This window comes from Williamsoniiplasma somnilux (assembly GCF_002804005.1).
Lineage (GTDB): Bacteria > Bacillota_I > Bacilli_A > Mycoplasmatales > Mycoplasmataceae > Williamsoniiplasma > Williamsoniiplasma somnilux.
In genome coordinates this window covers 689,525-704,452 of sequence record NZ_CP024965.1, presented here as the reverse complement: position 1 = coordinate 704,452, position 14,928 = coordinate 689,525, and the positions used below count along the sequence as shown (strand labels likewise).

13 protein-coding genes are annotated in these 14,928 nt (G+C 25.0%); all 13 read left to right on the top strand.

Annotation, left to right across the window (positions count from 1 at the left end):
• Positions 1–2: 2 nt before the first annotated feature.
• The 13 genes from ESOMN_RS03110 to ESOMN_RS03870 all read left to right on the top strand — a co-directional run bounded on the left by ESOMN_RS03110 (position 3) and on the right by ESOMN_RS03870 (position 14,927).
• Positions 3–1,580: an ATP-binding protein gene (locus ESOMN_RS03110; RefSeq protein ID WP_024863496.1), complete on the top strand. Its 1,578-nt coding sequence runs from the start codon at positions 3–5 to the stop codon at positions 1,578–1,580.
• Complete coding sequence (locus tag ESOMN_RS03105; RefSeq protein WP_024863495.1) at positions 1,580–2,875, top strand: Z1 domain-containing protein; 1,296 nt, start codon at positions 1,580–1,582, stop codon at positions 2,873–2,875. The genes ESOMN_RS03110 and ESOMN_RS03105 overlap by 1 nt, the downstream gene beginning before the upstream one ends.
• Positions 2,868–3,626: a hypothetical protein gene (locus tag ESOMN_RS03100; protein ID WP_024863494.1), complete on the top strand. Its 759-nt coding sequence runs from the start codon at positions 2,868–2,870 to the stop codon at positions 3,624–3,626. Before ESOMN_RS03105 ends, ESOMN_RS03100 begins: the two co-directional genes overlap by 8 nt.
• Before the next feature lie 255 nt (positions 3,627–3,881).
• On the top strand, positions 3,882–4,730 hold the full coding sequence (locus ESOMN_RS03095) for a Cof-type HAD-IIB family hydrolase (protein ID WP_024863493.1): 849 nt from the start codon (positions 3,882–3,884) through the stop codon (positions 4,728–4,730).
• A gap of 11 nt (positions 4,731–4,741) precedes the next feature.
• The gene (gene trxA / locus ESOMN_RS03090) at positions 4,742–5,053 is read left to right on the top strand and encodes a thioredoxin (RefSeq protein ID WP_034942378.1); all 312 of its coding nucleotides are present in this window, start codon (positions 4,742–4,744) and stop codon (positions 5,051–5,053) included.
• Between the two features lie 239 nt (positions 5,054–5,292).
• On the top strand, positions 5,293–6,618 hold the full coding sequence (locus ESOMN_RS03085) for a DUF2130 domain-containing protein (RefSeq protein ID WP_024863491.1): 1,326 nt from the start codon (positions 5,293–5,295) through the stop codon (positions 6,616–6,618).
• On the top strand, positions 6,602–6,865 hold the full coding sequence (locus ESOMN_RS03080; protein WP_024863490.1) for a KTSC domain-containing protein: 264 nt from the start codon (positions 6,602–6,604) through the stop codon (positions 6,863–6,865). The genes ESOMN_RS03085 and ESOMN_RS03080 overlap by 17 nt, the downstream gene beginning before the upstream one ends.
• Complete coding sequence (locus tag ESOMN_RS03075; RefSeq protein ID WP_024863489.1) at positions 6,858–8,747, top strand: hypothetical protein; 1,890 nt, start codon at positions 6,858–6,860, stop codon at positions 8,745–8,747. The genes ESOMN_RS03080 and ESOMN_RS03075 overlap by 8 nt, the downstream gene beginning before the upstream one ends.
• 48 nt (positions 8,748–8,795) lie before the next feature.
• Complete coding sequence (locus ESOMN_RS03070; RefSeq protein WP_024863488.1) at positions 8,796–9,623, top strand: Cof-type HAD-IIB family hydrolase; 828 nt, start codon at positions 8,796–8,798, stop codon at positions 9,621–9,623.
• 36 nt (positions 9,624–9,659) lie between these two features.
• Entirely contained in the window at positions 9,660–10,472 is an 813-nt protein-coding gene (locus ESOMN_RS03065) for a Cof-type HAD-IIB family hydrolase (protein WP_034942374.1), read from the top strand.
• 208 nt (positions 10,473–10,680) lie between these two features.
• On the top strand, positions 10,681–11,436 hold the full coding sequence (locus ESOMN_RS03060; protein ID WP_024863487.1) for a MurR/RpiR family transcriptional regulator: 756 nt from the start codon (positions 10,681–10,683) through the stop codon (positions 11,434–11,436).
• Between the two features lie 100 nt (positions 11,437–11,536).
• Positions 11,537–13,546: a PTS transporter subunit EIIC gene (locus ESOMN_RS03055; RefSeq protein ID WP_024863486.1), complete on the top strand. Its 2,010-nt coding sequence runs from the start codon at positions 11,537–11,539 to the stop codon at positions 13,544–13,546.
• Positions 13,536–14,927: a glycoside hydrolase family 1 protein gene (locus tag ESOMN_RS03870; RefSeq protein ID WP_024863485.1), complete on the top strand. Its 1,392-nt coding sequence runs from the start codon at positions 13,536–13,538 to the stop codon at positions 14,925–14,927. The genes ESOMN_RS03055 and ESOMN_RS03870 overlap by 11 nt, the downstream gene beginning before the upstream one ends.
• The last annotated feature ends 1 nt before the right edge of the window (position 14,928 follow it).

Below are 14,928 nucleotides of genomic sequence, written 5' to 3'. Positions count from 1 at the left end.
ATATGAAAAAACAAATGCAAACACCTTACGCAAGTCTTTTGGCTAAAAAAAACGATCCTTCCAAACCATATTATATGATTTCGGAACTAATAGATAACTCAATAGCGTCTTGAGATGACAATAAAATGAAACAATCTTTGAAAATAGAAATTTTAATAGATAATGTAAATAAAAAAATAGAATTAGTTGATAACGCGTTTGGAATGAGTGAAGATGAGCTTGCAAATTCAATAAAACTAAATCTTGAAACACCAGGAAATAAATTAAATATGTTCGGCGTAGGTATGAAGAATTGTGCATTTTGATTTGGCAAAGACCTTACAATAATTTCAAAAAAAAATAATTCAAAAATTGCTTATAAAACAGAAATATTGATTTCAAAAATTAGTGATATTAATGATGTTGTTACTTGAGAAGTTGAAAAATATAAAGGCGATATTACTGGAACAAAAATAATCATTGAAAATATATATGCTGAAAGAATAATTCAAAAAAGTGTCTTAGAAAAAGATATAATTCCAATTTTAAAAAGTAAATATTGTAAGTACATTTCTGAAAAAGGAGTTGGTATTGATATTAAATTTGTTGATGCCAGAAGTAATCAAAAGTTTAGTTATGAAATTGATAGCGAGGCGTATATATCTCAGGTAATTAGTGAAAAATTTAAAATAAAATTTTTAGAAAATGTTGAAAACTATATTAAAAAACCCAAAATACTAAAGGGCCTAAAGGCTAAGGTTATTGAAAAAGTGGAAAATAATGATCCATTAGATTTTGAGTTTGTAATACAAAGATTTGATAATGATATACATTTTAGATTTGGAATTTTGTCTCAAGGTTCAGTAGGGCAAGATGAAGTAAAACAATTTAAAAAAATGTACGGATTAACAACTTTTCAAAATGGTAGAGCAATTAATATTAATAATGTTAACGCAATTGAATTAGGAGAATATACTCGTACAAACATTAAAAGGGTTTATGGACAAGTTGAGTTAGGGCATATTTTTAGACCCGATAATAATAAACAAGCTTTTAATTTTGGAGAAAATGAAGAAGATTTTAAGGAATTAATAAAAGATATAGGATCAGATTTACTCGAACTTGCAAATTGTGTTAAAGTTACAATCGGCAATGAAATGAGAATAAAAAATGGCAACACAAAAAGTACTGCCAACAAAATTGAAAAAACACTAAATCATAAAACTAATTTAAATTTTGCTATAAATAATAATGAGATAGTTTTTATAGATAATATCAAGAATTTTAAAATTGAAATAGAAGAAGTCACAGAGAGTGATAAAAATGCTCCTTACTATTTTGTGAGAGCTGAAAACAAAGAATTTGAACCAGTTAGACATATTAAAATAACTTTTAATATAAATCATCCAATATGAAAACCTTTAACTCTTGGAAATAAAATAGATTTAAAAGAAGTTCTTTATCCTTTAATATCGGTTATCGGTATTTCTAACTTAATTTTTGATGATAAATTATTGCAATATATTATTGGTTCTAAAACCACAGGAAAAGCAGATTTAGAAGATGTCTTAAATAAAATAGCAAGGTATTTAATTAAATAATGACTAGGGCTATTTTATATTTGCCTCCCGAAAATGAGTTTCTTTTCAAAATAGACAATAAACAAACAGTGCTCGTAATAGGTCAGGTGCAGTCGGGAAAAACTAAATTTATGCAAGAACAATCTAGATTAGCTTTTTATAATGAATACGATACTGTGATACTACTTGGGGGGAGCAATAATAATTTATTAGAACAAACAAGAACTAGATTTGAACAGGTTTTTGAAAGAAATGACGAAATGGCAATAATCGAAATAGAAAATACTAAATATAGTCAATTGCCCGAAAAAAAATGTTTAATAACATCTTTGAAAGGTATTAGATCACTTGAAAAATTATATGAAATGTTGATAAATTCTACCAAAAGAAAAGTTTTAATCTTTGATGACGAATCAGACTTTGGAAGTATAAATATTAAAAATCCAGCCAATCCTTCAAAAATACACGCCCAAATAATAGAAATAAAGAATGCATTTAATGAAGGAACTTTTGTTGCTGTAACTGCAACACCTTTTGCCGATATAATGTTGAACAAAGATGATTTTTTTTCTTCTATTTTTTTGTTAAAACCAAATGATGAATATACAGGATCAGATTTTTTTCAAAAAAATAATATATACATCGAAACAGAAGTAACAAAAGATACTAGAGAAATTAAGGAAAATCAAGCTGATTGATTAAAAATAATTCTTAGTCACATTCAAAGAATATATGATTCAAATTTGCCATATACACAAATGGTTATAAATAACGATCTCTCAAAACAATTTCATAAATTAGCAGCCGAAAAAATTGCTGGCATTTTAATTTTGTTAAAAGAACGACATCCGCATTCTTATCTACCGAAAAAATATGAAATAAATGTAGTTAATAAAATTATTAAAGAATTATTATCTAACATTTATATTTTAAACGGTGAAAGCAATGCTTGAAACGACCAAAAGCATTCAATAATTATAGGTGGAACATTAGTTTCTAGAGGTTATACTTTTGAAAAATTATTAACCACAATAATGTACAATGAACCACAAAATAAAATGTCTGCAGATACAATGTTACAAAGAGCAAGGTGATTTGGTTATAGAAAAGAAATTAGTAAATTTATGCATGTGTATATTTCAAATAAAGCAATAGAATGTTATGCAGAGTGCGATAAATTAGTTAAAGAATTGGAAAATTTAATATACTTTCACAAAAATAATGTAAAGGAAATTAAAAAAGGTTTAAATAATTTGCGTTCTAAATTTGAAATTATAAATTTAACCGGTAAAAAAGAAAGGCCTAATCATGACTAAAAAAAATATCGATATTAATCAGATTGATGAGAATAATGGTTATTTATTATTTGAAAATATATTTGATCATGATGAAAATAAATTTTTTATTTTCAAAGAAATTTTGTTTAATGAAAAAATTAAAAATAAAATATTAGAAAATATAGATTATTATTCTATTGTTGAATACCAAGAAAAATATTTTGAAGCTATTAGTTTTAAGGGTTCTGCCGATATAAAATTGCTGAGATCTATATTTTTAACAATTTCATCTGAAGGTTGAAATCTTAAAGAGTCTCTGAATAAAATTAATGATTTATTTTCGAAATTGAATAAAGCATTAGACCTTAAGACGTTGCGTGGTATTTTTGCTGAAATTTATAGTGTTCTAAACTTAGATTGCAAAATAAAAGATTATCCTAATTCCATATATGATATGGAAAGAAATGGGGATGATATAGAAATAAAATCTTTTTCTAAAGTAGAAAAAAATATACAAGTTTCATATCAACAACTAACAAACAATAGCAATGCCGTATTCTATTTAATAGAAATAATAGAAAATAATCTAGAAGGAAAAACAGTATACGAAATGTATAATAACCTTTCCATTTCCGAAAGATTAAAATTCAAGAAATTTGAAGAAGAAATTAAAAATAATAAAATGAAATTTATAGTTGGTCAAATTAAAGAAACAACAGCAGAAAAATTGGCAGAAGGATTAGTTATGCCAAAAACGGCAACTGATGCTAAATTTACTTTTAAAGTATAACTATTTTTTACTAATATAATTATATTTTAAAAATTTAAAACAATTTTTATTAGAAAATAAACAATTATTTTATTACACACATTCTCGCTAGTATTTTAAAACGACATTTAATATATATTTATTTTAATTTATACAATATATTTTAGAGAACATATATATTTCTTTTATTTAAGAAAATGTGTTTCATTGCCAAATTTTTGGATATGAATTCTAATTAAAAGTTATAATATATCTAAGTCATAAAGGAGTATTTATATGCAATATAAAGCCAAGACGATAATTTTTTCAGATTTAGATTCAACTCTATTGAGATCTAATCATTATTTCTCTAAAAAGACTAAAGAAATAATTGAAGTCTTGTATAAACAAGGAATTTATTTTGTTCCAATTACAGCTAGAGCAACAAGTGATTTACTAGTTCAAGCTAAAAGGTTGGGTATTAAAAAAATGGGTGGAATTGCTATTGCTAATAATGGATCACAAATTTATGACTTTAAAAATAAAACTTGGGTTTTAAATGAATATATTCCAGCTGATATAGTTCAAGAAATTTTTGAAGAAAATTATTCAGAAATTGATGAAAAAAGATTAGCTAAAATTCATTTTTACAGTGATGATTCTACTTTTGTTTTTAATGAAGGAAAGAATTCGTTATATTGAGCACAAATGATGGCTAGTGATTATATAGTTGCCCATTCGTATGAAGAAATGGATGCAGCAATAACTCATCTAACTATTGTTTTAAGAAAAGATACGACATTAGAAAATTCAAAAAAATTTATTGATAATCTCAAATCTAAATATGGGGACAAAACTTTTATCCAAGTTTATACAGACCGGGTTATTGAGATAGGTCCTAAAAACATTAATAAAGGTTATGGCGTTCAAAAAGTTAAAGACTATTTAGGGATTGATGAATCTGTTACTGTTTATGGATTTGGAGATGGATATAATGATTTATCATTATTTGATGCTGTTGATATTGGCGTGGCCATGGAAAATGCGGCCAGTGAGTTAAAAGCAATTGCTGATGATCAAACAAAATACAACAACGACAATGACGGAGTTGCCCAATACATTATTGAAAAAATTTTAAAAAAATAGAGGAGATATTTATGTCAAAAATTATTACTATTACATCAAAAAAACAATTTGACGAAATTATTAAAGAAAACAAAAAAGTGTTTGTTGATTTTAAAGCTGAATGATGTGGACCATGTAAAATGTTACATCCATTAATAGTTCAAGTAGCAGAACAAACTAAAGATGTAACTTTTGTAGAAATTGATGTGGATCAAAATCAGGACTTAGCAATGGAATTCCAAGTTATGTCCATTCCGACTTTAATGATGTTTGAAGACGGAAAAAACACTAAGAAAAACATTGGGTTTATGCCATTACCAAAAATTCAAGAGATGGTTAAATAATATTTAAAAAAGAGCACCTGATTGGTGCTTTTTTTAATAATTTTAATTATAATTAAATTAGTGGGAAACCACCATTTATCTAAAATAATTAAAGATTCAAACGAATTAAAGGATTAATCGACCTATCTTTTAAGCTTTAGTAATTTAATTTAAGTTGATAAACATAAAGATTATAAAAGAGATTCATAACTTTTAAGTTGTGCTTTTTTATTATACAAATAAAGAAAGGAGATATCAAAATGGATATCCAAACTAACAACAAAAATTTAATGTTTACTTGTCCTCATTGTGGCAAAGAAACTAATTTATTAAAAAGTGATGAATTCAGAACTCATGTTGAAAATTATATTGTTCAACAGCAATTTGAGTTAATTGAAGCAACAAAAAAACAAGAACAACAAAACTCTGAAAATATATTGCAATCAACAATTGAAAATTTGCAAAAAGAATTACAGATTGAAAAATCTAAAATTGAGTTTTCATTGCGTCAAGAAATGTCAGAAAAAATTAATAATTTAAATCAAGAATTGCAAAAAAATAATCATCAATTTGAAATCGAAAAACAAAAATTAATTGAAGAAAAAACATCTGAAATTCAAGCACTTAAATTTGCTAATGAAGAATTTAAAAACAATGCAGAATTAAAATATAAAGCAGAATATCAAGATGTTATTAATGAATTAAAAAATAAAAATGAACAATTATCGTTAGCAACTCAAAATGAATTAGAAAAACTTGCTAGTCAATATTCGTTAGATTTAGAAAAAACAAAATCTGAAATTGATAACAAGTATCGAAACGAAATTGAATCTTTAAAAATTGCTAATGCACAAAATAAAATAATTCATTCTAAAACTAAGGGTGAAAATTTTGAAATTGAAGTTGAAACAGAGTTAAGAAAATGTTTTGGTATGAATGATGCAATTGATAAAATTAATATTTCAGTTGATAATACTAAAGCTGATTTTAAGCAATCAATTAAATTTAAAGGTGATGTTGTCGGAACAATTATTTATGAAGTTAAAAATGCAGTTTGATCAGATAATTGAGAAGAAAAACTAAATAGTGATATCGCTAAAATGGGTCATAAATACGGAATTCTTATTGCTACTTCGTTTAATGATAAATACAAAGGAATTCCTTTTACAAGAAGCATCAAATTTAACAACATTTGAATTACAGATAGCGAAAGTTTTGTCTTCGTTGCTCAAATCTTAAAAAATATGATTTTAGCTGAACATGAATTGCAAATGAAAATTAAATCTCTAAACAAAATTATTGATGATTCATCAAATAATGAACTTAATAATGCGATTAAAGCTTATGAAGATAAAATTAAAAAACTAGAATTATTTTGCACATCAGATATTCCTCAAGCACTAAAAATTTGTCGTAAAGAATTAATTAATTTAGAATCAGTTTCTAGAACATTAAATTCAGCATCACAAAAAACCGAAAAAGCAAAAGAACGAATTGAAAAACAATTGTTTAAAAAAATAATTGAAGGGTTAAGTAAAATTTTAGATAATATAGCCTTTGAGGTATTTGATGAAGACAAATATTAATTGAATAGAAACAAATTCTTCTGCTATTAAAAAAATTGGTTTTGAAAGTAATATCTCTCACCTATACATCGTTTTCCAACTAAATGAGAAAGATTATGAATTTTGTTTAAAAGGTATTGATACATATTATGCATTTTTAAAGTCATCTTCTAAAGGGTCTTTTTTTAATAGCGAAATAAAAAATAATAAACAATATAATTTAGATAATTGTTCACATAAAAATAGTGAAGGTGAACCAAATGATTAATATAAATGATTTCAAAATAGATCATGACTTGGAAACTATCATTTCTAATAACTCTATTTATTATGCTCCTAATGGTGTTGGGAAAAGTTCTATTTGTAGAGCGATAAAAAGCAAATTTACAAATACTGTTGAGCTTTTAAGTTACTCAGATCAACACGAATCTTATTTTGCATACAAAGAAGATTCTAAAGAAATTTTAATTTCTCCTCAAATTTTAAAATTTAACAAACTTAAAGAAGAAAATAACGAACTGATAGAAAATTTAAAATTAAAAAAATACAATACAAAATTTAATAAATCAAACATAATAAAGGAAAATGAATTCAAAAATATCTTAATAGAGGATTATTTAGAAAATAAGGATATTATTTTATTAGAAAAAAAAGAATTTGATCAAATTTTTGAAATTTTTAATTGAGAAACCGTTGATAAGGAAAAAGTTGGAAAGTATTTATTTGAAAACTTAACCAAAATTAATAATATAAACAATAATATAATTGAAAATAAAGAACTTTTAGTTCTAAAATTTTTAGAAGATTATGATTTTGGAAATTCATTAAACGAAAATAATTGTCCTATTTGTGGTAGTGAAAATAAAAGAAAAAAAATAATAGAAAAACTTGAAGATTTGCTACAAAAATATAATAAAGAACTACATTTTTTAGCTAACGAAATTAACATAAAATACCAAAATGTCGAAAAATTAGTAAATTACTATAAGAATAATAAATGAAAAGTTTTAAGTTTTATTGTTTTTAATGGTTTATATGAAAATCAGCAAGAAATGAAAAAAAACAAGGATAAATACGAAAAAAATAAAATATTAATGGAAGAAATACAAAAAGAAAGATCTAGTTATTCTGATTCAATAAAAAAAGCCAGCAAAGATTTAGAAATTATATTGTCGGAAATAATCGGAGAAAATGTATTTAAGTCTGAAATTAGTGATAATAATTTAAAAATAACGTTGCCAAGAAATGTTGCTAATTTTAGTACTGGTGAAAAAAACTTAATGTCAATTGTTGCTAGAATATTAAATTTTAAATTTAATTTAGAAATAGAATATTTGGTTTTAGATGACCCATTTACTAGTTATGATATTTCTAATAGACATTTAATAATGAAAATTTTAAAAGATACAATAGAATACTTTAATCATAATGATATTGATAAAAAAATAATTATCTTTACACACTCCTTTCATATTCTTAAAGAATTAAATATCAAAAAAGTTATAAACAATTTTTTCTGTATTGATTACAAAATTTTTGATGAAAGAAAAATTATAAAATTAGATTCGTTCTTTTTAAAAACTAATTTTAGAGATGAATTAATTAAAGATTGTAAAATTTTTAAATTTTTAATTTATGGTGATAAAAGCGCTGTAAACAACTTTTTTCATTGAAATTATGATAACGAAGAAGACTCCTATAGAGACTATGATCAAAAACGAATTTCTCCAAAAAATTTAATTGATTACTTTGAAAATTTTGATAAAAACCTTTTTGATGAACAACTTTTTTTTACTAATTACAAAGATAAAATTAAACTTCTAATATCTATAAGAGTTTGAATAGAATATAAGATCTGAAGTTCTTTAAATGATGAACTAAAACTCAAATGAAATGACCTTAATAAAAAGACTATAGGTAATAAAATTGATTTTTGTGAAAAAAATATTGATTTTTTTAAAGATATATATCCTAATTTAGAAAAGAATTTGCCTAATATTTTTGAAAAAATTCATGTCTTAAACAGCGAAAAGCATATTTTTGAGGACTTTTTGATAGATGAATTGTTTTTGTATTCGTTTGCTTTAAATACTCATTACTTTATTAAGTTGATTGAAAATCTTCAAAATGCATTTTCGAAAAAAATGTAATAATATAATAAAATATTTAAAAAATAAGATTGAGATTAGGGTGAAAGTATGATTAAATTAATTGTTTTAGATATTGATGGGACCATTATGCGTAATGGTAAAACTAATCCAGAGGATATACTAGCTTTAAAAAAAGCAATGGATCAAGGTATTGTGGTAACTTTAGCATCAGGAAGAAGTTCTTCATCAATGCATGAAATTGCTGCAAATATTGGTATTGATTTGGTTCAAACACCAATTATTGGTCAAAATGGTGGTCAAGTTTTTTACTTTCAAAAAGATTTAACTCCTAAGTTTGTTTACCGTAGTTTTTTTGTGAATGATGAAACAAACACACTTTTTGAATTAGCTAAAAATAAAAAAGTGAAACTATTTGCTTATACTGAAAAAGATAAGTGAGCATACGTTAATGTTAAATTTCATCCTTTTATTTGATTTATGAAAAAGAGAAGTCATCGAAAAGTAACTAACTTTAAACTTGATAATCCAAAAGCTTATCAAGTTTCAAAAATGGTAGCTTTTGGTTCAAAAAAGAAAATGAATAAATTTAGAAAAGAAGTTGAAGCTATGGGATTTCCTGCTTTTGCTTTTTCATATGTTTCTAATGCAGCTGCTAATATTGAAATTGTTCCGAAAGGAATTAATAAAAGTATTGGGTTGGCAAAAGTTGCAGAATTATTAAAAATTAACCAAAATGAAGTTTTGTATTTTGGTGATGGAGAAAACGATATAGAAGCAATTCAATGAGCCGGAACTGGAGTTGCAATGGGCAATGCCAAAGATAAAATTAAAAATGTTGCTAATGATGTTACTTTGTCATTTTATGAAGCTGGGGTAGCCCACTATCTTAATGAACAAATCTTTAAAGAAGATTAAGATATTTTGATAGAATTAGAAAATGAGGTATTAAACATGATTAAAATGATTGTCATCGATATTGATGGAACAGTTTATCAAAATAATAAAATTAATAAAGAAGATGCCATAGCTTTGCAAAAAGCTAAAGAACAAGGTTTCAAGGTTGTTATTGCAACTGGTCGTAGTAGTACAACCATTTATAATGTTGCTCAACAATTAGGAATTCTGGACGAAAATATTCCCTTCGTGGCTCAAAACGGTGGTCAAGTGTTTACATTTCAAGATAATGGTGAAGTTAAAATACACTATTCTGTTAACTTTGATAGTAATCAAACACAAACAATTTTTGAATTAGTTGAACAACATAATGCTGAAGCTTTTTGTTTTACCATTAATGAAGAAATTGCTTATGTAAATTCTGAAAACAATCCTTTTTTGAAATACAATGAAACTGAAAATGTCTATCTTTATAAAGATTCTCAAAGTCTAGAAGCTCCAATTTCTAAATTTATGTTATTTGGTGAACGAGATAATATGTTGCAATTGAAATTAAAAATTAAAAATCATGGTTTTGAAATTTATTCATTTAGTTTTTCTAGTGATCCTAAACAAAATATTGAAGTTAACCCTTCAGGAATTAATAAAGCTAAAGGTTTAGAATATGTTATTAATAAATTTGATATCAAACCAGAAGAAGTAATTTATTTTGGAGATAGTGAAAACGATCTAGAAGCAATTAAATGAGCCGGAATTGGAGTTGCGATGGGCAATGCAATTCCAAGTGTTAAAGAAGTTGCTAATACAATTACTTTAGATGTTGAAGAAGCCGGAGTAGCACATCACTTAAATAAATTTATTTTAAAATAGTCAATAGTTGATAAAACAGCAGCGAAATGAATTTTTTATTTCGCTGCTGTTTTATTTTGTGATTTTTTATTTTAAAGAATTTGTAAAATTTATTACATTTTTAAAAGCATAGTTTATAGATGCTTGCTAATTAATTTATTGGTTTTAACATGGTATATTAAATTTGTAATAAAATGTGAATTTAGATAGTTATTAGAAACGAGATTTTATGACTCTAAGAAATAAATTATTAGCAATTGTTCAAACTAGTTCAAATCAAGTTAAAGTTTCTATTTCCAATGTTCTTTTGAGATCTTATGATGATGGGGGAAAGTATACAATTTCTGAGCTTTCCATAATGTCCTACACTTCTAAATCATCGATAACAAAATTTGCAATAAACCTGGGTTACAAAGGATACAAAGAATTACAATTCGTTTTAGAAAATGATATAGCAAATTTTAATCAAAATTTTGAATTTAATAATGAGAAGAATATGTTTGATGAAACTTGAGATTCAATTAAAGAATTTACTATCAATATGGTTTCTTACATAGAAATTTTTAAAGATGATTTAATTAAAATCAACGAACACATTAAAAACAAAAAAATAAATTTAATTTGAAGTTATAGTTTAGAACAATCTATTAAAATCTTTGCCGGAATTTTAAAACAAAAAGGATATTATACAAACTATTCTCCAATAAATAATACTAATTTTTCTATAAATATCGATGCACGTGATGAATTGTTTCTCATTTTTGTAAGTGGAACAGATAATGAACGAATTTTTAATTTATTTAAAAAAATCAACGACAAAAATATAACATATTTGTTTCTGACTCATTCTGTTTCTAATTCATTTTTAAAACCTAAACCTAATTTTAAAATGAATATTGATTTTGAAAATGAAAGTTTAGGTTATACAAAACGACAATTATTTTTGTCGTATTTAATTACTCAAATTTCAAAAAACATAAAATAGTTTTTAATTTAGAAATTTTTTTCTAGTGTATTTTCCTTTTCCTTTTTATTTTTTTAAAAAAATAAAATAATGGTGAGTTTAACTCATTAGAAAGGAAAAAATGGAGAAGGAAATTTTTAAAAACAAATATTCAAAACAATTAGATTTGATATTGCCCTTAGTTGGTGGTGTTGAAAATTTTAATAATCATTATAATTGCATGACTCGATTAAGAATGAATATAATTGACAAGGAAAAAGTCAAAATAGATCAATTAACAAAATTGCCATTTATTAAGGGTAGTGTTTGAAAAGGGACAGAACTTCAATTAATAATTGGTGGTGAAGTATATAAATTAAAAGATGCTTTAGATGTCGTTATAAATGGCTATGTGCAATCAAAAACAATTTCAACAACTAAGGAAATCATTCCCCAAAAAAGTCTAAAAGATAAATTTATTGGTTCAATATCAGGGGTTATGGTTCCGATAATTCCTATTTTAATGGCATCGGGATTATTAATGGGATTAAGATCTATTTTAGTTCAAACAGGTGCAGTTGTTTCTCCTGGAAGAAATGTTCCAATAGAATCTTTAGATTGATTGTCTGCGTTATTTTACATAATATCTGAGGTTGGTATTGGATTTGTAGGAATATTTATTTGTATTAGTACAGTGAAATTTATGGGCGGAAACACAATAATGGGAGCATTTGTTGGATTGGCTATTGCCTCACCATATTTAACATGAATTTCGGGCTATGAATTATTTAATATATGAATAATAGATTTTAAAATTATGGCCTACAAAAATCAATTATTGCCTCATATAATTGCAGGAATTATATATGTTTTATCTGATAATTGAATTAAAAAATGAATGCCAACAACAGTAGATATTGTTTTTAGACCATTTCTAGCTTTTTTAGTTTCAGTAATTTCAATATTTTTAATATTGGGACCTATTTTATCAATTATAGAATCATTGGTAAATCAAGGTGTTACATGAATGGGTAATTTTCCTTATGGTATCGGTGCTGGAATATTTGCATTTTTGTGACAACCACTTGTTTTGACCGGTATGCATTTAGCTGTAGCTACTCCACTTATTGCAACTACTACTCCTGAAGCCCCTAATGTTCTTTATGGAGTAATGCAAATAGCCGTGCTTGCCCAAAGTGCTGCTGCATTAGCTGTGGCAATTAAAGCTCAAAACCCAGAAGTTAAACAAACTGCTTATGGTTCTATTCCGGCTGGTTTATTCGGAATTACAGAACCTATAATTTATGGGGTAAATTTACCACGAATTCTACCTTTTGTTGCAGCATCCATTGGCGCTGGTGTTGGAGGTTTGGTTGCTGCACTTTCTGGATTGGCGGCTTATACTCCTGGAGGAGCGGGCTTACTAGCTGTTACTAGATATATCTCTGGTGGCCCTGACATGATCGCTCTATTTTTTATGGGTGTAGGTATAGCTTGAGCATGCTCTTTTATTCTTACTTTTGTTTTTTACAAAGAAAGACAGTCTGAAAAACATGAAATTAAAAAAGCAAATAAATTATTAATTAAATATATAAAATCTATAAATGTTAATCTTTCTAAAGAATCAAACACTTTATTTAAAAATAAACTAGTTTTATTAGAACATTTTTTAACAAAACAAATTTTAATTTTAATTAAAGATTTTGAAAAAAATTTATGAAAATTTTTAAAATTAGAAATAAAAAAGAATCATTTAAAAGAAAAAGAAGAACTAATTAAAAGTAAATTTTTAAAAAAATCTGATAAATATATTGAAAAAAATAAACAAAAATATAATTACTTTTTAAAAAAATCTGAACAATTTAATTACAATGAAAAAATCCACAATATTGAAACCCAAATTTCAAAAATTCTAATTGAAAAAAAATCAAAACAATATGAATATAATAAAATGCAGCAAAACTTTTTAATCTTAGCTGAAAATATAATTAACGACATCGAAAAACATAATAAAAATTTTGTTTTAGATAATATTATGAATAATTATTATAATGCGATAAATTCTTTATATATTAGTTACAAAATGACAGAACGAAAAGATAATTTATTTGAACTACCTAAAAAAAGATGAGGTAAAAAACATGAAAAATAAATTTCCCAAAAATTTTTTGTGAGGTGGTTCAACTAGTGCATATCAATTCGAAGGTATGTTTAAAGATGAAACTAAAAAAGCAGATAGTATTATGGATAATTTCATTAATAATAATTTACAAAATTCGTATTTTGAAATTGCCTCAGATCATTATCATAATTGAAAAAATGATATTGCTTTAATGGCTGAAATGGGATTTAAATGTTATCGTTTTTCAATATCTTGACCAAGAATAATAAAAAATTTAAAAGGAGAAGTTAATGAAAAGGGAATTGAGTTTTATAAAAATATTTTTTTAGAATTAAAAAAATATAATATAAAATCTGTTGTTACAATTTTTCATTTCGATTACCCGCTTTTCATTAATGAAATAGGCGGTCTACAAAATAAAGAATTTATTAACCAATTTAAAAAATATTCAAAAATATTATTTGAAAATTTTGGGCAATTAGTTGATTATTGATTAACAATAAATGAATTATGTAATTTTTATTTTGCTGGAGAAATAATTGGTCTAAATGTTAAAAAAGATTCAAAAGAAATTTGACAAATTATTCATAATCTTAATGTTGCTCAAGCAGAAGCTATTAACTTGTGTCATGAAATGATACCAAACTCAAAAATTGGTCCAGCGCCTAATGTTAAACCCATTTATGCTGGTTCTACAAAACCAATTGACAATATAGCAAGATTAAATTTAAATAATTTTAGAAATTGGGCTTATTTGGATGTAGCATGCAAAGGCGAATATAATAAATTTTTTATAAATTATCTTAAAAAAAACAAGCAAATGTTTTCAATTACTGAAGAAGAAAAAATGATTTTAAAAAAATCTAGACCAGATTTTATAGCGTTTAATTATTATTCTTCAAATACAGTCAAAATATCAACACAAACTAATGACTTTAATAAAAAATGAGATCAAGAAAATGGAATTTTAATAGACAATTTTGCATGTCAAATTAAAAACGAAAATTTGGACAAAACTCAATTTGGATGAGAAATTGATCCAATCGGTTTGAGAATTATTTTAAGAGAAGTTTATGATAGATATAATTTACCAATAATGATTACCGAAAATGGGCTTGGTGCCTATGATGAAAAAACTTTAGATAATAAAATACATGATCAATACAGAATAGATTATTATAAAAAACACTTAGAACAAATGTCTTTAGCCATAGAAGAGGGAGTTGATTTAATTGGATATATGCCATGAAGTGCTATAGATTTGGTTTCAACTCATCAAGGAATTAAAAAGAGATATGGTTTTGTATATGTGGATATAAATGACAATGGTGAAGGTTCGCTTGAAAGATATAAAAAAGACAGTTTTTATTGATATCAAAAAGTTATTCAATCTAATGGAGGAGAACTTTAAA